A 20,538-nucleotide genomic window follows, 5' to 3' on the forward strand; every position below is an offset into this window, starting at 1 on the left:
CGAATGTCCTTTTCCGATCCACGACCCGGCCGCTTCGGCTCCGGCGGTCGCATCGAGTTCACGACGGACGAGGAACGCGCGCAGTACCTCGACGACATCCTCGCCGCGCAGACCGCGGCGGCCCGTCCCGCGCCGCACGACCACACGTCCGAGCCGTGGGGAGCCCCGCCCGCCGACGACGACCCGACGCTCCCGATCGAGCGCCGCCCCGCCGAGCCGCGTGGGGCGGATCGCGCGGGCGCCGAGAGCGAGACCACCCCGCTCCCGGCCGCAGACGCCGGCGCCGACGAGACGGTCGTGCTCGATCGCCAGGCTGACGCGGTGACCTCCGCGCACGACGAGCCCGCAGCGCACGACGAGCCCGACGCCGTCGCCGCCCCGGTGGCATCCGATCCCCGCCCGCCGCGCCTGCGCCGACACGACCCGCGGCGTCCGCGCCTGTCGCTCGTGCGGCGGATGGCGGTGCTGGGCGGGGCCGACAACGACGTGCTCGACGAGGTTCCCGAAGAGGTGCCGCGCTTCGTGCAGATGTTCCTGGTGCTCGCGGGAACGGCGCTCGTCTCGTCGCTGTCGATGATGTTCGCCCTGCTCACCGGGGTGCGCGTCAGCATCTTCCTCGCGATCCCGCTGGCCCTGATCTGGGGCCTCATCATCTACAACCTCGACCGTTTCCTCACCTCGACGATGCGCTCGACGAAGAACGTCTTCCGCCTGCTCGGCCTCGCGTTCCCCCGCATCATCATGGCGGCGCTCATCGGCATCGTCGTCGCCGAGCCGCTCGTGCTGCAGGTGTTCCAGAACGACATCGCCCGCGAGGTGAACTCCACGAACGTCACCCAGGCGTTGACCGATCAGGATGCCGTGACCAGCGGTCCCGAGAAGCAGGCCCTCGACGCCGCGAGCGCCCAGGTGTCGGCCCTCGAGAACCAGGCGGCCACCGGCATCGTCAGCGGAACCTCGTCGACGTCGGCCGAGTCGGCCGCGGCGCAGCAGACGGTCGACCAGCTCACCCAGCAGCTCGCCGCTCAGCAGAGCGTAATCGACCAGGCGCGCGCGGTGTACCAGTGCGAGCTCACCGGCCAGGGCGCGGGCACCGTGCCCGGTTGCACCGGTCTCGCCGGCACCGGCGCGAGCTCCGAGGCCGCCCAAGCCCAGCTCGCCCAGGCGCAGTCGTCGTACGACGCGCTGTCGACGCAGCTGCAGCAGGCGCAGTCCACCCTCGCCGCCGCCAACACCTCGGGCGCCGAGGCCGCGGCATCGTCGGCCGACCAGAACAAGCAGCAGGCCGAAGACCAGCTGCCCGCCGCCCGCACCCAGTACGAGTCGGCGCTGGCCGCGTACAACGCGCGCGCGTCGTCGATCGCCGACGGCAACGCCGGCGCCGTCGGACTGCTCAGCCAGATCACGGCCCTCGAGCGCCTGTCGGACCGCGAGCCCGCCCTGCGCTGGGCGCACTACCTGATCGCGGCGCTGTTCTTCATGATCGAGCTGCTCCCCGTGCTCGTGAAGGTGCTCACCGGCTTCGGCGGTCCGTCGCTGTACGAGAAGGCCGAGAAGATGCGCGGGCAGATCGCCCTCGACCGCGTCACCGCGCGCACGTTCCGCAAACGGGCCGACGTGATCGCCGACGAGGCGGCCCGCGTGCCGGTGGCGACGGCCTGATGGTCGCCTGGAGCGCGGGGCTGCTGCTGTACCGGCTGACCCCCGCGCCCGAGGTACTCGTCGCGCACATGGGCGGGCCCTTCTGGGCGAAGAAGGACGCGGGCGCGTGGTCGATCCCCAAGGGGGAGTTCGACCCCGAGACCGAGGGCGCTCTGGATGCCGCCCACCGCGAGTTCCGCGAGGAGCTCGGCGTCGAACCGCCCGCGACGCCGTGGGCCGAGCTCGGCACGTTCGCGTACTCGTCGGGGAAGAAGGTCGTCGTCTTCGCGGGAGACGGCGCCGGGTTCACGGCATCCGGCTTCACGTTCGGCACCTTCGAGATGGTCTGGCCACCGCGCTCGGGAAGAACGGCCGCGTTCCCCGAGGTCGACCGCGTCGAATGGATGGGCCTGGATGCCGCCCGCGACGCCCTCGTGAAGGGCCAACGTCCCGCGATCGACGCGCTGGCCGCGGCGGTGGAGGCGTCGCGCGGCGCGTGAGGCGTCTCGCCGTCGCCCGTGCGGGTGAGGTGTCTCGCCGCCGCCCGGGCAAGGACCGTTCAGTGTCCGAGACACGCCGTGTCCCCGGTGCGCGGTGCGGCGTGTTCTGGACACTCAACGTGGTGTTGGGGGCAACGCGGGCGTGGGCGTGGGCGCGGGTTCGGGCACAGGCGCGGAGCGTGAGGCGTCCCGCCGTTGCGCGCGCGGGTAAGAACCGTTGAGTGTCCAGTACACGCCGTGTCCCCGGTGCGTGGTGCGGCGTGTACTGGACACTCAACGCCGGGCTCGGGCGTGGGCGCGAGGTGCCCCGCCGCCGCCCGGGCGGGCAAGGACCGTTGAGTGTCCAAGACACGCCGCGTCCCGCGCGCGCGGTGCGGCGTGTTCTGGACACTCGACGTCGGGTTCGGGCATCGCGGGCGCGGGCAACGCGGGCGCGGGGCGCGGGGCGGGCGCGCCGCGGTGCCCCCGCGAGGGCGGGCACCGCGGCGCTACCGGGTCACGGGCGCAGCAGCACCTTGCCCACGCGCGGGGCGTCGCTCGCGGTGACGGCTTCGACGATGTCGTCGAAGCCGAAGGTGGCGGCGACGGGGAGCGTCAGCGTGCCGTCGGCGAGGTAGCGCGACAGCTCGCCGAACAGGGCGCCGCGGGTCTCGGCATCCATCGTCTTGCTGACGACGCTGCCCCAGAAGCCCTTCACGGTGGCCTGGCGGAAGATGAGGTCGCCGGCGCCGAGCTCGAGCGTGCCCGCGCCCATCGAGCCGAAGATCACGAGGGTGCCGTTCTCGCTGAGCAGTGACAGCACCTGACCCGCGGCGGATCCGCCGACGGAGTCGACGCCCGCCACGACCCTGCCGTCGCCGACGAGGGCGAGGGCCTTGTCGCGCCAGTCGTCGGTGTCGGTCGACACGACGTTGTCGATGCCCTGCGCGGCGAGCTCGTCGACGGCGCTCTGGCGACGCACCAGACCGACGACGTTGACGCTGCGCGCCCGGGCGATCTGCGCGACCATGCGGCCGACGGCGCCGTTGGCGGTGTTCTGCACGATCCAGTCGCCGGGCTTCAGGTTGAGCGAGTGCAGCAGGCTGATGGCGCTGAAGGGCATCGACACGAGCTGCGAGGCGACCTCGTCGGACAGCCCCTCGGCGACGGGGATGAGCCCGGCGGCCTGCGCGACGACCTGCTCGGCCCATACGCCGAAGGTGCCGCCGGTGGCGACGCGCTGGCCGACGGTCAGGCCCTCGACGCCCTCGCCGAGCTCTTCGATCACGCCGACGGCTTCGGTGCCGGCGCGCGCGGGCAGCTCGGGCTTGAAGCCGTAGGTGCCGCGGATGGTCCACAGGTCGTGGTTGTGGATGGGCGACAGGAGCACGCGCAGGCGCACCTGGCCGGGGCCGGGGGTCGGGTTCTCGACCTCTTCGACGCCGACGACGTCGGCCGGCTCGCCGAACTCGTGGTGGATGACTGCGCGCATGATTCCTCCTGTGGTTATTTTGTAACGACCGGTCTAATATAGACCTCGGGTCTGAGACCGCAACCCGGGAGTTCGTCAGCGGCGCGAGAGAAGGACACCCATGGCCAGGATGCCGAGCTTCGAGCGCTCCGTCGTGATCGACGCCGCGCGCGACGTGTTCTGGCGGCGCGGCTACGCCGAGGCGGGCATCGCCGAGCTCGAGGAGGCGACCGGCCTCACCCGCTCGAGCATCTACCACGCCTTCGGCAGCAAACGCGGTCTGTTCGATGCCGTGCTCGCGGGCTACCTCGACGACGTCGTGCGCACGCGTCTGCGCCCCCTGGGCGGGGGAGGCCCCGGTGCCCTCGAGGCGTACGTCGACGAGATGTGCGCGGCGATCGAGGCCGACACCCCGCGCGCTCGACTCGGCTGCCTGCTGCTCAACGCCGGGTCGTCACCGCTCGCCACCGACGACGCCGAGGTGCGCACCCTCGTTTCGGACTACGCGGCCGAGATGCGCACCGCCATCCGCGCGGCGGTCGCCGATCGTCGCCCGGATCTGGCCCCGGATGCCGTGGACGCCCTCGCCGCGGTCTGCGCCTCGCTCGTGGTGGCCGGGCTCACCCTCGCGCGAGCCGACCGTGACGCGTCGCTGGCGACCCTGGCATCCATTCCGACGACCCTGGAGTCGTGGCAACGAAGCGCGTGAGTCGCCGAAGATCGTCGCTCGCGCGACCACCTCGGCGACGAAATCCGGCACCTCGCGCGTAAGGAGCGCGACGGGTGCGGCGGGATCAGGCCAGCTTCACGGCCGTGCCGTAGGCGACGACCTCCTGGAAGTTCTGCGCGACCTCGCTCGTGTCGAATCGCATCGCGATGACCGCGTCGGCGCCCAGGGCCTGCGCCTGCTCGACGAGGCGCTGCTTGGCCTCGTCGCGGCTCTGCTGCAGCTGCTTCGTGAGGCCCTCGAGCTCGCCGCCGAAGATCGACTTGAGGCCGGCGCCGAACTGCACGCCGATGTTGCGGGCGCGCACGGTGAGGCCGGTCACCTCGCCGTACACCTCGACGATCTGGCGGCCGGGGACATCGTTCATGGTTGTGACGAGCATGCGCCCAGTGTGGCAGCGCGGCGGGCGGGGGCGCCAGTGCGGATCCGCGACGCGGGGACGGTGAGTCGAGCGGATGCCGAGCGGTGCGGCGGTGAGCGAGAGGACGGCCGCGGTGCCGACGGCTCGCGATGCCGTGTGTATACCTAGGGGACCTCCGTCGGGTGGCCATCCGCCCAAATGGCGCGTAATGTATACACGACGAGGGGGTGCAGCATGCGAGCGGGAGAACGGGCCTACGCGACCCTCCTCGATGAGATCCAGACGGGCGCTCTCGCCCCCGGAACCGTCCTCGGCGAGGTGGAGCAGTCCACCCGCCTCGGTGTCAGTCGCACCCCCCTGCGCGAGGCGTTGCGTCGACTGGCATCCGATGGTCTCGTCGCCCAGGCCTCGCCGCGCGTCACCGTCGTGGCCGGGATCGACGCCGACGACATCCGTGCGCTGTTCGAACTCCGCCGCGCCCTCGAGACCCAGGCGGCGCGCATCGCCACGGCTCGGGGCGACGGTCGCCTCTTCACGGCGCTCGCCGGCGAGTTCGCCGCCGTCGACACCGCCGATGCCGACGCGTACTACTCCCTCATCGCGCGCTTCGACGCCCGGATCGACGACGCCGTCGCCAACCCCTACCTCTCCGCGGCCCTCCGCAGCGTCCGCACCCACCTCGTGCGCGTGCGGCGCATGGCCCGCGACAACCCCCTCCGTCTCTCGGCCTCCGCCGGGGAGCATGAACTGATCGCGCGAGCGATCGGCGCCGGCGATCCCGAACTCGCCGCCCACGCCACCCACGTGCACCTGCACAACGCCCTCACCACCATCCTCGAAGCCCTCACGGAGGACCCCTCATGACGATCACCCACCATGTGCGCGTACACCGCAGCGACGAGAACCTCGCTCGCGAGGGACAGCTCGCCTGGGCGCTCGCCCGGGTCGCCACCGACGCCGTCGCGGTCGACGACGACGTGATCGACATGATCGTGAACCGCCTCATCGACAACGCCGCCGTCGCCGCCGCGTCGATCACGCGGCAGCCGGTCAGCGCCGCGCGCCAGCAGGCACTCGATCACGCCGTGTCGATCGGCGGATCCGGCGCCACGGTGTTCGGCTGCGCGCTCGAACGCCGCTCCAGCCCCGAGTGGGCCGCGTGGGCCAACGGGGTGGCCGTGCGCGAGCTCGACTACCACGACACCTTCCTCGCCGCCGACTACTCGCACCCGGGCGACAACATCCCGCCCGTGCTCGCCGTCGCGCAGCACACCGGACGCGACGGCGCCGCCGTGGTGCGCGCCCTGGCCACGGCGTACGAGATCCAGATCGACCTCGTGCGCGCGATCTCGCTGCACAAGCACAAGATCGACCACGTCGCCCACCTCGGCCCTGCCGCCGCCGCCGGTATCGGCACCCTGCTCGACCTGGATCAGGAGACGATCTACCAGGCCATCGGTCAGGCCCTGCACACCACCACCGCCACGCGCCAGTCGCGCAAGGGCGAGATCTCGACGTGGAAGGCGCACGCCCCCGCCTTCGCGGGGAAGATGGCGATCGAGGCCGTCGACCGGGCGATGCGCGGCGAGACCAGTCCCTCGCCCATCTACGAGGGCGAAGACGGCGTCATCGCGTGGATGCTCGACGGCCCCCAGGCCTCGTACGACGTACCGCTGCCCGGCGAGGGCGAGAGCAAGCGCGGCATCCTCGACTCGTACACGAAGGAGCACTCGGCCGAGTACCAGGCGCAGGCCTGGATCGACCTGGCCCGCCGCCTGGGCACGGAGCGGCCCGACCTCCGCGACCCCGCGAACGTGGCATCCATCGTGCTGCACACCAGCCACCACACGCACTACGTGATCGGCTCGGGGGCGAACGACCCGCAGAAGTACGACCCGACCGCGTCGCGCGAGACGCTCGACCACTCGATCCCGTACATCTTCGCCGTCGCCCTGCAGGACGGCGCGTGGCACCACGTCGACTCCTATGCGCCGGAGCGCGCGGGCCGGGACGACACGGTGGCCCTCTGGCACAAGGTCACCACGGCCGAGGATGCCGAATGGACGCGCCGCTACCACTCGGAGGATCCGAACGAGAAGGCGTTCGGCGGCCGCGTGGTCATCACGCTGACCGACGGTTCGACGGTGCAGGACGAGATCGCCGTCGCCGACGCCCACCCGCTCGGCGCCCGTCCGTTCGCGCGTGAGGACTACATCCGCAAGTTCCGCACGCTCGCCGAACCGGTGCTGCAGCCGGAGGAGATCGAGCGCTTCCTCGAGCTCGTGCAGCGTCTGCCCGAACTGACTCCGGCCGAGGTCATGCAGCTCACGATCGTGGCGAAGCCCGGCGTGCTGGCCCTGGCCCCCGCCCCGAAGGGGCTGTTCTGATGCGCGGGGGCGGGTGCGCTCCCGAGAAGCCGGAGCCGCCGGTGCGCGAGATCCACTCCACGAAGCGGAGCCGCTGATGCTGTACTCCCAGACCACCCCCCAGCAGAAGCGCCGCGCGCTGCGCGACAAGCTGGCATCCGGAGAGCTCGTGCGGATGCCGGGAGCCTTCAACCCGCTGTCGGCTCGGCTCATCGAGCGCAAGGGCTTCGACGGCGTGTACATCTCGGGGGCCGTCATCTCGGCCGACCTGGGCCTGCCCGACATCGGCCTGACGACCCTCACCGAGGTCGCCGGACGCGGGCAGCAGATCGCGCGCATGACGGAGCTGCCGGCGATCATCGACGCCGACACCGGGTTCGGCGAGCCGATGAACGTCGCCCGCACGATCCAGACGCTCGAAGACGCGGGGCTGGCCGGCACGCACATCGAGGACCAGGTGAATCCGAAGCGCTGCGGGCACCTCGACGGGAAGAGCGTCGTGGATGCCGACACCGCGATCAAGCGCATCCGCGCGGCCGTCGATGCCCGGCGCGACCCGGACTTCCTCATCATGGCGCGCACCGACGTGCGGGCCGTCGAGGGGCTGGATGCCGCGATCAACCGCGCGAAGGCCCTGGTCGACGCCGGCGCCGACGCGATCTTCCCCGAGGCGATGCGCGATCTCGGCGAGTTCGAGGCGATGCGCACCGCGCTGGACGTGCCGATCCTGGCCAACATGACCGAGTTCGGCAAGAGCGAGCTGTTCTCCACCGCCCAGCTGCAGGACGCCGGGGTGAACCTGGTCATCTGGCCGGTGTCGCTGCTGCGCCTCGCGATGGGCGCCGCCGGTCGGGGCCTGGATGCCCTGGCATCCGAGGGGCACCTGCGCGAGCATCTCGGTGAGATGCAGCACCGCGCCGACCTGTACGACCTCATCGACTACGAGGGCTACACGCGTTTCGACGCCGACGTGTTCGACTTCACCGTCGAGCGCTGAGGCGGCGGCAGACCAGCGTGTCCCACTCCGTGCAGGTTATGCGCCTGTTTTCTGCACCAAGTGGGACACGGGTGGGTTGCCGGTAGGCGGCCGGGGTGAGACAGAGTAGAACCGAGCACGACTCGAGGGAGAGACGATGACCGACATCAAGAAGGGCCTCGCCGGCGTCACGGTCGACGAGACCGCCATCAGCAAGGTCAACCCCGACACCAACAGCCTGCTGTACCGCGGGTACCCCGTGCAGGAGCTCGCCGCGACGCAGCCGTTCGAGGCGGTGGCGTACCTGCTGTGGAACGGTGAGCTTCCGGATGCCGCGCAGCTCGACGCCCTGCGCCGGACCGAGCGTCAGCACCGGGCGCTGCCCGACGAGGTCCGCGCCGCGATCGACCTGCTGCCCACCTCGGCGCACCCGATGGATGAGGTGCGGACGGCCGTGAGCGTGATCGGCGCGCGCGAGACCGCGGGCATCGCGAACGTGATGGATGCCGTGGGCACCCCCGAAGAGAACCTCGAACGCAGCATCCGCCTGTGGGCGCAGCTGCCCGCCGTGGTCGCGTACGGTCAGCGCCGCCGGCGGGGCGAGGAGCTCATCGAGCCCCGCGACGACCTGGACTACTCGGCCAACTTCCTGTGGATGACGTTCGGCGAGGAGTCCGACCCCGTCGTCGTCGACGCCTTCAATCGCTCGATGATCCTGTACGCCGAGCACTCCTTCAACGCCTCGACGTTCACCGCGCGCGTGATCGCGTCGACGCTCAGCGACCTCTACTCCGCCGTCGTCGGGGCGATCGGCGCGCTCAAGGGGCCGCTGCACGGCGGCGCCAACGAGGCCGTGCTGCACGTGTTCGACGAGATCGGTTCGGCCGAGAACGTCGGCCCCTGGCTCGACACCGCCCTGGCCGAGAAGCGCAAGATCATGGGCTTCGGTCACCGCGTGTACAAGCGCGGCGACTCGCGCGTGCCCACGATGAAGGCCGCGCTGGACACCCTCGTCGCCCACTACGACCGCCCCGACGTCGCCGCGCTGTACGACGCGCTCGAGAGCCAGTTCGTGGAGCGGAAGGGCATCTACCCCAACCTCGACTACCCCTCGGGTCCGGCGTATGCGCTGTTGGGCTTCGACACGCTCACCTTCACGCCCCTGTTCGTGGCCGCGCGCATCACCGGCTGGACGGCGCACATCCGCGAGCAGCAGGCGTCGAACGCCCTCATCCGCCCCCTGTCGGAGTACGTCGGCCCCGATGAGCGTCACATCGCGGGGTACGTCCCCGACGCGGCCGTGATCGACGCCCAGGAGCGCCCCGAAGAGGCGGCGGGCTGATGAGCGCACCCCGGATCGTCATCGTCGCGGGGGCGCGCACGCCGATCGGCTCCTTCGGCGGGGCGCTGTCGGGCGTCGATGCCTTCGAGCTCGGCGCCGTGGCCGTGACCGAGGCCCTCCGGCGAGCGGGCGTCGACAGGGACGCCGTCGACGAGGTCGTGATGGGCTGCATCGCCCAGAACGGCCCCGACGCCTACAACGCTCGCCGCGTCGCCCTCGCGGCGGGGCTGCCGACCCGCGTGCCCGCGTTCACGGTGAACCGCCTCTGCGGTTCGGGCCTGCAGGCGATCTGGTCGGCGGCGCAGGAACTGCGCTGGGGTGGCATCGACGTCGCGGTGGCCGGCGGCGACGAGAGCATGTCGCGCACCCCCTTCCTCGAGTACGGGGCCCGCGGCAACGCCCGCCTCGGCGACCGCACACTGCTCGACGGCACGCTCGCGATCCTCACCGACCCCTTCAGCGGCCGGCACATGGGAACGACGGCCGAGGTCGTGGCATCCCGGTACTCCGTCTCGCGCGAGGAGCAGGACGCCTTCGCGGTCGAGAGCCAGCGCAGGGCGGCGACGGATGCCGCGCGCGCGGCCTTCGCCGAGGAGATCGTGCCCGTGACCACCGGCGGTAAGCGGCCGGTCGAGGTCTTGGTCGACGAGCATCCGCGACCCGGCACCACGAGGGAGGCGCTCGCGGGGCTCCGCCCGGCATTCGAGAAGGACGGGTCGGTGACGGCGGGCAACTCGTCGGGCATCAACGACGGCGCCGCTGCGACCGTGCTCATGCGCGAGGACGACGTGCGCGAGCGCGGCCTGACGGGCCTCGTCACCCTGGAGGCCGTGACGACCGCGGGCGTCGACCCCGAGATCATGGGCTACGCCCCCGTGCTCGCGCTGCAGCGGCTGTGGGAGCAGACCGGGCTCACCCCCGCCGACGTCGACGTGGTCGAGCTGAACGAGGCCTTCGCCGCTCAAGCGGTCGCCGTGATCCGCGACGCCGGACTCGACCCCGAGAAGGTCAACCCCTACGGCGGCGCGATCGCCCTGGGCCACCCGGTGGGCGCGACGGGCGCCATCTTGACCGTGCGGGCGGCCCTCGACCTGCAGCGCCGCGACCTCGAGTACGCGGTCGTGACGATGTGCATCGGCGGCGGCCAAGCGCTGGCGGCGCTGCTGCGGCGGTACTGACGTCACGGCGTGCACAACGGCGGGGCCTGCTGGCGGCGCGCCGTCGTGGGGGTGGGCTGGCCGGCGTGTTCGCTGTGTCGTCCGCGGTTGTGCGCGCTCCGGCGGCGCCTCGGGGCCGCGATACTGGGGCGCATGAGCGTTCACCTTCTCGGCGGCGGGCGCGACGTCGCACGCTGCGGCGCGCTGTTGCGTCCCTTCGTCGTCGAGGCCCGGGCGCGGGCCGATGACCGCCCTCCCGTGATCGCCGTGCTGCTCGTGCTCGAGGCCGACGACGACTCTTCGGTCGCTCGCTTCGCGGCGGTGCTCGAGGCGGCGGGGGCGGCGGCCGCCGAGCTGCGCGTCGCGGCGATCGTCGAGGGTGGGACCTTCGACGCCGAGGTGGTGAGAGCCGATGCGGTGTTCGTGGGCGGGGGCCTCACGCCCGCGTACCTCGACGCTCTCGCGCCGATCCGGGATGCCGTGGCGGGCGGCGTGCGCGACGGCATGCCCTACGCCGGGTTCTCGGCGGGCGCGGCGATCGCGGCGGGACCGGCGCTCGTGGGCGGCTACCGGCTGGGCGGCATCGAGGTGGCATCTGAAGATGCGGGTGAGGAGCTCGACGAGCTCGGGATCCGCGACGGTCTCGGCCTGGTGCCGTTCGCCGTCGATGTGCACGCGGCGCAGTGGGGAACCCTGTCGCGTCTCGTGGCCGCGGTCGATGCGGAACTCGTGACGGAGGGCGTGGCGATCGACGAGCACACGGCGCTCATCGTGGATGCCGACGGCGCGAGCACCGTGTCGGGTTCGGGGCACGTTTGGCACGTCACCGCGGCGTCCCCCGGCGTTCGCGTCGCCCTGCGTTCTGCCTGATGCTCGTCGGCCTATCGAGCGCCGGGTCGGGGGATCCCCGCGTCGACAAGCCCTGACCAAAACGGCCCCCACCCGTGAGGGTGAGGGCCGTTCCGACGTCCGTGCGTCAGACGGTGCGCCGCCGCAGGGCGAAGGCCAGGCCGCCGGCCACCACGAGGAATCCGCCGGCGAGGGCGAGTCCCCACGGTGCCTGTGCGCCGGTGTTCGCGAGGTCGCTGCCGGGGCGGTCGCCCGACGGCTGGCCCGGCGCGGGCTGACCGGGTGCCGGCTGACCCGGTGCGGGAGTCGGCTCGGCACCGGGCTGGCCGGGGTCACCGCCGCCCGGGTTCTCGCCCGAGGCGACCATCGCGCGACCGAGCGGCGCGGGATCGACCAGCGGCGTCGCGGCGAAGTACGCGAGCGTCGCGTCGAGGTCGATCTGACCGGTGTCGGTGCGGTCGGTGCCGGCCGCGAAGGTCGGGAAGCCGTCGCCGCCGTTCGCGAGGAACGAGTTCGTCACCACGGTGAACGTGTCACCGCCGGCGATCGCCGTGCCTTCGTACGCCATCGAGACGACCGAGCCCACGCGGGGGTTCGCGGCATCCTGCGTGTACTCGTAGGTGAAGCCGTCGGACACGCCCAGGTGCAACTTGGGGCGGTCGCCCTCCGCCTTCCACTGCTCGTTGAGGATGTCGCGGATCTGCGCACCCGTCAGCGTCACCGTCACGAGAGTGTTGGCGAAGGGCTGGACCAGTGCCGCTTCCTTGTAGGTGACCACGCCGTCGTCGCCCTTGAGCAGGTCGGCGCGGAGGCCGCCCGGGTTCATCAGGGCGATCTGCGCCTTCGTGCCGGCGAAGGCGGGGTTCTGCGACGTCGCCCAGAGGTACACGTCGGCGACGGAGTTGCCCATCGACGACTCCACGCCTCGGTCGCTGCCCGACGGGGTGCCGCCGCGCAGGATGTCGCCGCTGATCTCGCCGACGGGCTTCGCGCCGATGACGTCGGCCTGCGCGACGTACTCGGCCACGCGCGCCTCGATCGCGGCATCCGGGGCGAACGCGCCCTCGAGGGGGAAGGTCGTGCCGGTGACGGATGCCAGCGAGCCGGTGCGCGTGTCCCAGCTCAGCGAGAGCTGACCCATCGCCTTGCCGTACTCCGACGCCTGGATCACGGGACGCGTGCGGTCGGTTCCGGCCACGGGAAGGTCGCAGGCGTACGTCTGGTGCGTGTGCGCTGAGACGATCGCGTCGATCTCGGGCGAGGCGTTCACGGCCAGGTTGCCGAAGCCGGCCTGGTCGGCCGCGATGGCGGCGCAGTCGTCCGACACCGCGGCGCCCGAGTGGGTGAGCAGCACGATGACGTCGGCGGAGCCCGCGGCCGTGATCTCGTCGGCGACGCGGTCGGCGGCCTCGAGCTGGTCGCCCAATTCCAGGTCGGCGACGCCGGCCGGGTCGACCATGGTGGCGGTGTCGGGGGTGACGGTGCCGATGAAGGCCACGCGCACCCCGTCGACGACCTTGATCGCGTACTCGTCGAGCACGGGCTCTTTCGTGCCCTTCTTGTAGACGTTCGCGCCGAGCCCGAACTCGCCGCCGCCGTACTCGGGCAGCACCCGGTCGGTCAGGTCGGCGAAGCCGCGGTCGAACTCGTGGTTGCCGACGGCCGAGACGTCGAGGCCGGAGGCGACGAGGGTGTCGATCGTGGGGGAGTCGTCCTGGATGAGCGAGGTGAACGTCGAGGCTCCGATGTTGTCACCGGCCGAGACGAACACGGTGTTCGGGTTGGCGGCCTCGGCGGCCTTCACCGCTCCGGCGATGACCGCGGCGCCGGCCTCGCCCTGGGACCCTGCTTCTAGACGACCGTGGAAGTCGTTGATCGTGAGGATGTCGATGTTCTTCACGTTCGGGTTCTCGACGGCGAACAGCGTCGTCGTCCCCGACACCTCGTTGCCGACGGCGACGAGGGGACGACCGGTGGGCGAGGCGTCGGCGGGGATGAAGTCGATGCCCTCGGGGCCGAGGTCGCCGGCGTTCGAGAGCAGCGCGCGGTCGGCGATCTCGTCTCCGGTCAGCTGGTCTTCGACCGACACCGAGAAGTCGCGGTTGTTGACGTATCCGGCGTAGCTCGCGGCGGCGGGGTCGGTGATGTCGTAGGTCATCACGCCGCCCACGCGCTCGAGACCGATGAAGGCGTAGGTGCGTCCGTCGACCTGCCCGATGGCGAGGTTCTCGGGCTCGGGGCCCTTGTCGTCGCTGCGGCCCTCGAGGTTCGACTCGGAGTGGTTCGAGTTGAAGAACTCCGGGTTCGCGTCGTGCGTGATCCGCTCGAAGTCGGAGCCCGAGTCGAACACCTGGGTGCCCTCGGTGGTCCACACCGAGAAGCCGCGGCCGCCGAACGTGTACAGCTCGGAGTAGCAGGTGCCGTCGGCGTTCAGCCCCATGTCGGTGGCGACGTTGAGGCGGCCCAGGTCGGCGTCGTCGAGCGAGCCGGCGAGCGGGCTGTCGGCGCAGACGGGGGCGAGGCCGTCGTCGCCGAGGTCCTTCACCCGGGCGGTGTCGTTGTACGCGCCCCACTCGCGGCCGTCGCCCTCGTTGGCGGTGACGAGGAAAGTCTCACCGTTCGCCTCGTAGGCCTGGATGCCGTCGGGCATGTACATGCCGAACAGGCCGGGGGAGGTCTTCTGCGTGTAGGTCGGCGCGTCCTCGGGGTCGCGGTCGCTCGCGTCGAGGGTATCGACGCCGTAGTCCTTGAACCCGAGGGGGCGGATGCCAGTGACCGAGGCCGACGCCAGGTCGACGGTCGCGACGGCGTTGGCCTCCTGCAGGGCGACGTAGGCGGTGCCGCCGGCGAGGGCGACGTACTCGGGCTCGAGGTTGCGGCTCACGCGGTTGGTGTCGAGCGGGGTGTCGCCCTGATCGGGGGCGGCGACGTCGGGGCCGAAGACGCGGACGGCGGGGTCGAGGGTCATCGACCCGCCCTGCTCGAAGGCTCCGAAGCCGGCCGTGCGCACGGCATCCTGGCTCGGGGCCGCCTTCTCGGCGGGCAGGGTGACGATACCGACAGACCCCTCGGGGTCGACCGTGAAGTCGTCGGCGGGCTCGCCCTCGTTGGCGACGACGGCGACCGTGCCGTCGGCCGAGAGCGTGACCATGTCGGGGAGGGCTCCGACGGTGACCTCGCCGAGCACGGTGGGCTCGGCGGCGTCGGCGTCGAAGAACACCAGGCGACCGGGGGCCGTCTTGTCGACGTTCTCGAGGGCGATCACGCCGAGTCCGTCGGCGCGCACGGCGAGCGAGTTGGCGACGCCGGTCCCGGTGATCGAGTACAGCTTGGCGGGGGCGGTCGGGGTGCTGCTGTCGAGCACGTCGACGGCCCCGGCCTGGGCGTTGACGACGAACAGGCGGTTCTTGTACGCGTGCACGATCTCGGCGGCCGACTGGTCGAACACCCCGGTCTCGTAGGTGCCGATCGGGCGCAGGCTCACCGCGCTGTCGGCGGGGGAGTCGCGCACCGGATCGGCGACGATGGCGGCGGACGCCGCGGTGACGCTCGACAGGGCGAGCGCGCACACGGCCGCCGCGGTCGCGGTCAGCGCGACGGTACGGCGAAGGAAGGGCGAAGGCATGGCTGTGTCCTCGGGGCAGGGGTGGCGTGCGATGGGGCGGCACGGGCACGCCGCGGGGGCGGCGAACGGGGCGAGTCTGCCCGGGGGCGGTGTCCCGCGGGTGAACGCGGGGCGAACGGCGACGCGGCGCTCCCGTCGCGGCCGAGCCGGTCTAGCCTGAGCGCATGACCACGCCGTCCGGTGCCCATCCCGACGAACCGCACCGTCAGGGCCTCGCGCAGCGACTCAACGGCCTGCGCGCCGGGGTGCTCGGGGCCGACGACGGCATCGTGTCGACCGCCGCCGTCGTCGTGGGCGTGGCCGGGGCGACGAGCGAGGTCGCCCCCGTGCTCGTGGCGGGTATGGCGGCGCTGGTCGGTGGGGCGGTGTCGATGGCGCTCGGCGAGTACGTCTCGGTCTCGAGTCAGCGCGACAGCGAGCACGCGCTCATCGAGAAGGAGCGCCGCGAACTGGCGGAGGCCCCGGATGCCGAGTTCGCCGAGCTCGTGGGACTGTACGAGGCGCGGGGACTGTCGACCGAGACGGCGACGCGGGTGGCGACCGAGCTCACGGCATCCGACGCCCTGAAGGCGCACCTCTCGGTCGAGCTGAACATCGACGCCGACGACGTGGTGAGCCCGTGGACGGCGGCGTTCGCCTCGGCGGTGGCCTTCACGGTGCCGTTGCTGACGATCCTGCTCCTGCCGGTCGAGGTGCGCGTCATCGCGACCTTCGCTGCGGTGCTGCTCGCGCTGGCCGTCACCGGGTACGTCGCCGCCTGGATCGGCGGGGCCCGTCGGGGGCGCGCGGTGGTGCGCATGGTGGTCGGCGGGGCGCTCGCGCTCGGGGCGACGTACGTCGTCGGCTCGCTGTTCGGCGGCATCGCGGCGTAAGTCCACACCCCTATCAATTACAAGGACGTCCAGGTAATCTGAGGAAGGCGACGACGCCGTCGCTCCACGAAGGAGAGCCGCATGGACACCACCCCTGCTCCCGCGCTCGCCGCCGCACCCGCGGGCGCGCTGTCGGCAGAAGAGCGCACCGCCATCCTCGACGCCGTCCGCGACTTCGCCGCGACGGAGTTCGCTCCGCACACCCTCGAATGGGATGCCGAGAAGCACTTCCCCCGCGACGTGCTGCGGCGCGCGGGAGAGCTGGGTCTCGGCGGCGTCTACGTCAGCGAAGACGTGGGCGGCGCCGGGCTGTCGCGGGCCGACGCCGTGGCGATCTTCGAGGAGCTCGCGTACGGCGACCCGACGGTGACGGCCTACATCACGATCCACAACATGGTCGCGTGGATGATCGACGCCTACGGCGACGAGGCGCAGCGAGCGCGGTGGCTCCCCGGCCTCGTCGCCATGGACGACCTGGGTGCGTACTGCCTCACCGAGCCGGGTGCCGGCTCCGACGCCGCGGCGATCACCACCTCGGCCATCCGTCACGGCGACACGTACGTGCTCACGGGCGTGAAGCAGTTCATCTCGGGTGCCGGCGAGGCCTCGGTCTACGTCGTCATGGCTCGCACGGGCGAGCCGGGGGCGCGCGGGATCAGCGCGTTCCTCGTGCCCGCCGACGCCGAGGGACTGTCGTTCGGCGCGAACGAGAAGAAGATGGGCTGGAACGCCCAGCCCACCCGTCCCGTGATCCTCGACGAGGTGCGCGTGCCGGCCGAGAACCTGCTCGGGGGCGAGGGCCGGGGGTTCTCGATCGCCATGACCGCGCTGAACGGCGGGCGACTCAACATCGCGACCTGCTCGATCGGTGGCGCCCGCTGGGCCCTCGACCGCTCCGTCGCGTACGTGCACGAGCGCTTCACGTTCGGCGAGGCGCTCGCCGAGAAGCAGTCGGTGGTGTTCGCCGTCGCCGACATGGCCACCGAGCTCGAGGCCGCGCGGCTGCTCGTGCGCGACGCGGCGCGGGCCCTCGACGCGAAGACCCCCGATGCCGCGACCCGCTGCGCGATGGCGAAGCGCTTCGCGACCGACGTGGGCTTCCGTGTCGCGAACGAGGCCCTGCAACTGCACGGCGGCTACGGCTATCTGCAGGAGTACGGGATCGAGAAGGTCGTGCGCGACCTGCGCGTGCACCAGATCCTCGAGGGCACCAACGAGATCATGCGTCTGATCGTCGGCCGGAGCGTGCTGGCCGCCTGACGCCAGAGGCTCGCCCGATGTCGGGGGAGCGTGCGAGCATGCCGGTGCGGGGTCGTCCGCGCCGACACGACGGGAGTGACATGACGGAGCAGGATGCCGGGTACGAGACGATCCGAGTCGAGCGGCGAGGTCGCGTGGGGTGGATCACGCTCGACCGCCCCGAGGCGCTCAACGCCCTGAACACCCAGACGATGCGCGACGTGGTCGCCGCCGCCGAAACCTTCGACGCCGACACGGGTATCGGCGCGATCGTCGTCACCGGCAGCGAGAAGGCCTTCGCCGCGGGCGCCGACATCAAAGAGATGGAGCAGATGTCGGGACTCGACATGACGCTCACCGACCACTTCGGGGCGTGGAGTCGGTTCGCCGCCGTCCGCACCCCGGTCATCGCCGCGGTGTCGGGGTACGCCCTGGGCGGCGGGTGCGAGCTCGCGCTCATGTGCGACGTGATCCTGGCCTCCGATCGCGCGAGGTTCGGTCAGCCCGAGGTGCAGTTGGGGGTCATTCCGGGCATGGGCGGAACGCAGCGGCTCGTGCGGGCGCTCGGCTACTACAAGGCCGCCGAACTCGTGCTGACGGGCCGCATGATCGACGCCGCCGAGGCCGAACGCGCGGGACTGGTGTCGCGCGTGGTGCCGGCCGCCGACCTGCTCACGGAGGCCGAGGCGGTCGCGACGGCGATCGCCGAGAAGCCGCTGCCCGCCCTGTACGCGGCGAAGGCCGCCCTCGACGTGGCGATGGAGTCGACCCTCGCCGAGGGGCTGCGCTTCGAGGGACGGGCGTTCGCCGCCCTCTTCGACACCGCCGACCAGAAAGAGGGGATGGCGGCGTTCCGCGAGAAGCGGGCTCCGTCGTACACCCACCGATGAACGGCGTGGCGCGGCGGGATCTCGCGGCGGGCGTCCACCGCGTGCTGCTGCCGCGCGGGACGACCGCGGCACGGGGCCTCGGCGAGATTCAGAGCGGGTCGGGCACGGGCGCGGGGTCGGCGAAGTCGCCGGCACCCTTGCGGAAGCGCGCGATGATCCGCACCAGCGCCGTCGCGTCGTCGTCCTCGAGCCCCAGGTCGGCGAACACCGCGTTCAGCGCGTCGGTCGCCTCGTCGACGCGCCGCCGACCGGCCTCGGTGAGGGACAGCAGCGCGGCCCGGCCGTCGGTCGGGTGCGGTTCGCGGGTCACGTATCCGTCGCGCGCGAGTCGCTCGACCGTGTTCGTCACGCTCGTCGGATGCACCTGCAGACGCGCGATGGCGCTGGCCATCGGCATCCGTCCCTCGCGGGTGAAGGCGAGCAGCCGCAGCAGCTCGAACCGCGAGAACGACAGGTCGAAGGGCTTCAGCGCCCGGTCGATGGATGCCATCAACAACTGGTGCGCACGGATCACCGAGGTCACGACCGTCATGCCGTCGGCGGCGTCGTCCCACCCGTGCGCCAGCCACTGGCGCTTGGCCTCGGCGATCGGGTCGGCGGGCAGTCGTCGCGTCATCGGTCCTCCTCGCGCTTCACGGTACCCCTCGCGCGCGGCCCGCGCCGGGCGGCGGTGCGCCGCGCGGCGGGTTCTCGCCCCCTCGGCGGGCGCGAGGGCCGTGCATTCCCCGCCGCCACTTTCCGACCGCGGCGAGGCCGCGGCATCCGTCCCCCGACCGAAGGAGCCGCGTCGATGAAGATCGTGGTCGCGATCAAGGAAGTACCCGACACCTGGGGAGAGCGTCGTCTCGACCTCGAAACCGGTCTGACCGACCGGGGAGCGTCGGCGCCGGTGCTCGACGAGATCGGTGAACGCGCCGTCGAGACCGCCCTCGCCTACGCCGACGCGCACGAGGGGACCGAGGTGGTGGTGCTGACGATGGCGCCCGCCTCGGCGACCGCGACCGTGCGCAAGGCCCTCGCGATGGGGGCGACGTCGGCCGTGCACGTGGTCGACGACACCCTGCGCGGCGCCGACCTGCTGCTGACCGCCGAGGTGCTGGCCGCCGCGATCCGACGCACCGGGTTCGACCTCGTCATCGCGGGCAACCTGTCGACCGACGGCGGCGGAGCGGTCGTTCCCGCGATGATCGCCGAGATACTCGGGGTGCCGCAGCTGACCGCCCTGTCGAGCCTCGACGTGTCGGAGGCCGCGGTGGCCGGTGATCGCGTGAGCGACGCGGGGACGATGCGGGTGTCGGCGGCGTTGCCGGCGGTCGTCTCGATCACCGAGGCGCTCCCCGAGGGGCGTTTCACCACGTTCAAGGGCATCATGGCAGCCAAGAAGAAGCCCTACGAGACCCTCGATGCCGAAGCGCTCGGCGTCGAGGCCGAGAACCCCGCCGTGCCGCGGTACATCATGCTGTCGGTCGCCGAACGTCCGCCGCGTGCGGCGGGCACGAAAATCGTCGACGAGGGCGATGCGGGCGAGAAGCTCGCGGCGTTCCTCGTGGCCGAGGGCGTGGCGTGATGGGTGCGGCGCTGGTTCTGCTGGAGGTGCTTCCCGGGGGCGCGCTCGCCGCGTCGGCGCCGGGACTGCTGGCGGCGGCGGCCGCGGTGGGGGATCCCGTCGCCGTGATCGCCGCCCCCGAGGCGGTGCTCGAGGGCGCTGCCGCCGAGGCGGCCGGGCTCGGGGCTGTGCGCGTGCTCACCGCCGCCACCGACGCCGACGCCCTCACCGTGCCGGTCGTCGACGCGCTGGCGGCGGCGGTGGCGCGCGAAGACGTCGCCCTCGTGCTGGCCTCGAACGCCGTCGAAGCGCGCGATGCCGTCGCGCGACTGGCGGCGCGCATGCGGCTCCCGCTCGCCACCGACATCGTGGGCCTGGGCCGCGACGACCTCGGCGTCGTCGCGCGGCACTCGGCCTTCGGCGGCGGTTTCACCGTCGAGGGAGCCCCGACCTTCGGCCCCCTCGTCGCGACGCTGCGCCCCGGCGCCGTCGACGGGCGCCTCGACGCGCAGCCCCTCGTCGTCGACCGGCTCGAGGTGACGGCCTCCGGTGCCCCGGCGGCCCGGATCGAGGGCTTCGCCGAGACCACCGCCCCCTCGTCGCGTCCCGAACTGCGCGGAGCCGCGGCCGTCGTCGCGGGCGGACGCGGGGTGGGCTCGCGCGAGGACTTCGCTCTCGTCGAGCAGCTCGCCGACGCGCTCGGAGCGGCCGTCGGCGCCTCGCGCGCGGCCGTCGACGCGGGATACGTGCCGGCGGCGGCGCAGGTCGGGCAGACGGGGGTGTCGGTGTCGCCGCGGCTGTACGTCGCCCTCGGAATCTCGGGGGCGATCCAGCACCGCGCGGGCATGCAGACCGCGCGCACGATCGTCGCGATCGACAAAGATCCCGACGCGCCCATCTTCGCCATCGCCGACTTCGGTATCGTCGGAGATCTGTTCACCGTCGTCCCGCAACTCCTCAGCGCGCTCGCCGCGCGCAAGAAGTAGCCCGCGAGAAG

Annotated in this window: 18 protein-coding genes; 14 read left to right on the top strand and 4 right to left on the bottom strand. The window is 72.2% G+C overall.

Going from position 1 to position 20,538, the window contains the following annotated elements:
- The first annotated feature begins 3 nt into the window (after positions 1-3).
- Together IFR11_RS05090 and IFR11_RS05095 are read left to right on the top strand one after the other, a co-directional pair.
- The gene (locus IFR11_RS05090; RefSeq protein WP_191915434.1) at positions 4-1,662 is read left to right on the top strand and encodes a DUF4407 domain-containing protein; all 1,659 of its coding nucleotides are present in this window, start codon (positions 4-6) and stop codon (positions 1,660-1,662) included.
- Positions 1,662-2,141 carry an NUDIX domain-containing protein gene (locus IFR11_RS05095; RefSeq protein ID WP_191915435.1) on the top strand — a complete coding sequence of 160 codons (480 nt, stop codon included), beginning with the start codon at positions 1,662-1,664 and terminating at the stop codon, positions 2,139-2,141. Before IFR11_RS05090 ends, IFR11_RS05095 begins: the two co-directional genes overlap by 1 nt.
- Before the next feature lie 496 nt (positions 2,142-2,637).
- Here IFR11_RS05095 and IFR11_RS05100 read toward each other — a convergent pair whose 3' ends face one another.
- Positions 2,638-3,612, bottom strand: a complete 975-nt coding sequence (locus tag IFR11_RS05100; protein WP_191915436.1) for a zinc-binding dehydrogenase — start codon at positions 3,610-3,612, stop codon at positions 2,638-2,640.
- Positions 3,613-3,712: 100 nt separating this feature from the next.
- Here IFR11_RS05100 and IFR11_RS05105 point away from each other — a divergent pair, with 100 nt between their 5' ends.
- Entirely contained in the window at positions 3,713-4,300 is a 588-nt protein-coding gene (locus IFR11_RS05105) for a TetR/AcrR family transcriptional regulator (protein WP_191915437.1), read from the top strand.
- An 85-nt stretch (positions 4,301-4,385) separates the two neighbouring features.
- Here IFR11_RS05105 and IFR11_RS05110 read toward each other — a convergent pair whose 3' ends face one another.
- The gene (locus IFR11_RS05110) at positions 4,386-4,700 is read right to left on the bottom strand and encodes a YbjQ family protein (RefSeq protein WP_055832815.1); all 315 of its coding nucleotides are present in this window, start codon (positions 4,698-4,700) and stop codon (positions 4,386-4,388) included.
- Positions 4,701-4,913: 213 nt separating this feature from the next.
- Here IFR11_RS05110 and IFR11_RS05115 point away from each other — a divergent pair, with 213 nt between their 5' ends.
- The 6 genes from IFR11_RS05115 to IFR11_RS05140 all read left to right on the top strand — a co-directional run bounded on the left by IFR11_RS05115 (position 4,914) and on the right by IFR11_RS05140 (position 11,390).
- On the top strand, positions 4,914-5,543 hold the full coding sequence (locus IFR11_RS05115) for a GntR family transcriptional regulator (protein WP_191915438.1): 630 nt from the start codon (positions 4,914-4,916) through the stop codon (positions 5,541-5,543).
- The gene (locus IFR11_RS05120) at positions 5,540-7,066 is read left to right on the top strand and encodes an MmgE/PrpD family protein (RefSeq protein WP_191915439.1); all 1,527 of its coding nucleotides are present in this window, start codon (positions 5,540-5,542) and stop codon (positions 7,064-7,066) included. The genes IFR11_RS05115 and IFR11_RS05120 overlap by 4 nt, the downstream gene beginning before the upstream one ends.
- A 76-nt stretch (positions 7,067-7,142) precedes the next feature.
- Positions 7,143-8,042, top strand: coding sequence for a methylisocitrate lyase (gene prpB, locus IFR11_RS05125; protein ID WP_070409116.1), 900 nt, complete (start codon positions 7,143-7,145; stop codon positions 8,040-8,042).
- 136 nt (positions 8,043-8,178) lie between these two features.
- Positions 8,179-9,363, top strand: coding sequence for a bifunctional 2-methylcitrate synthase/citrate synthase (locus IFR11_RS05130; protein WP_070409117.1), 1,185 nt, complete (start codon positions 8,179-8,181; stop codon positions 9,361-9,363).
- Positions 9,363-10,541, top strand: a complete 1,179-nt coding sequence (locus IFR11_RS05135; RefSeq protein WP_191915440.1) for a thiolase family protein — start codon at positions 9,363-9,365, stop codon at positions 10,539-10,541. The genes IFR11_RS05130 and IFR11_RS05135 overlap by 1 nt, the downstream gene beginning before the upstream one ends.
- Positions 10,542-10,673: 132 nt before the next feature.
- Positions 10,674-11,390 carry a Type 1 glutamine amidotransferase-like domain-containing protein gene (locus tag IFR11_RS05140; protein WP_191915441.1) on the top strand — a complete coding sequence of 239 codons (717 nt, stop codon included), beginning with the start codon at positions 10,674-10,676 and terminating at the stop codon, positions 11,388-11,390.
- 106 nt (positions 11,391-11,496) lie between these two features.
- On the opposite strand, the gene IFR11_RS05145 is transcribed toward IFR11_RS05140, so the two are convergent.
- Positions 11,497-14,994, bottom strand: coding sequence for a choice-of-anchor I family protein (locus tag IFR11_RS05145; RefSeq protein ID WP_191915442.1), 3,498 nt, complete (start codon positions 14,992-14,994; stop codon positions 11,497-11,499).
- Between the two features lie 164 nt (positions 14,995-15,158).
- Here IFR11_RS05145 and IFR11_RS05150 point away from each other — a divergent pair, with 164 nt between their 5' ends.
- The 3 genes from IFR11_RS05150 to IFR11_RS05160 all read left to right on the top strand — a co-directional run bounded on the left by IFR11_RS05150 (position 15,159) and on the right by IFR11_RS05160 (position 17,995).
- Entirely contained in the window at positions 15,159-15,866 is a 708-nt protein-coding gene (locus tag IFR11_RS05150) for a VIT1/CCC1 transporter family protein (protein ID WP_191915443.1), read from the top strand.
- Positions 15,867-15,947: 81 nt separating this feature from the next.
- A complete protein-coding gene (locus IFR11_RS05155) occupies positions 15,948-17,126 on the top strand; it encodes an acyl-CoA dehydrogenase family protein (RefSeq protein WP_191915444.1) in 1,179 nt (392 codons plus the stop codon).
- Between the two features lie 80 nt (positions 17,127-17,206).
- Positions 17,207-17,995: an enoyl-CoA hydratase-related protein gene (locus IFR11_RS05160; protein WP_191915445.1), complete on the top strand. Its 789-nt coding sequence runs from the start codon at positions 17,207-17,209 to the stop codon at positions 17,993-17,995.
- An 88-nt stretch (positions 17,996-18,083) separates the two neighbouring features.
- Here IFR11_RS05160 and IFR11_RS05165 read toward each other — a convergent pair whose 3' ends face one another.
- Positions 18,084-18,611 carry a MarR family winged helix-turn-helix transcriptional regulator gene (locus tag IFR11_RS05165; protein WP_070409122.1) on the bottom strand — a complete coding sequence of 176 codons (528 nt, stop codon included), beginning with the start codon at positions 18,609-18,611 and terminating at the stop codon, positions 18,084-18,086.
- A gap of 174 nt (positions 18,612-18,785) precedes the next feature.
- On the opposite strand from IFR11_RS05165, the gene IFR11_RS05170 reads away from it, so the two are divergent.
- Both IFR11_RS05170 and IFR11_RS05175 read left to right on the top strand, forming a co-directional pair.
- Positions 18,786-19,562, top strand: coding sequence for an electron transfer flavoprotein subunit beta/FixA family protein (locus IFR11_RS05170; protein WP_191915446.1), 777 nt, complete (start codon positions 18,786-18,788; stop codon positions 19,560-19,562).
- Positions 19,562-20,527, top strand: a complete 966-nt coding sequence (locus tag IFR11_RS05175; protein WP_191915447.1) for an electron transfer flavoprotein subunit alpha/FixB family protein — start codon at positions 19,562-19,564, stop codon at positions 20,525-20,527. The genes IFR11_RS05170 and IFR11_RS05175 overlap by 1 nt, the downstream gene beginning before the upstream one ends.
- Positions 20,528-20,538: the final 11 nt, after the last annotated feature.

It is taken from the genome of Microbacterium sp. CFBP 8801 (assembly GCF_014839455.1).
Classification (GTDB): Bacteria; Actinomycetota; Actinomycetes; order Actinomycetales; family Microbacteriaceae; genus Microbacterium.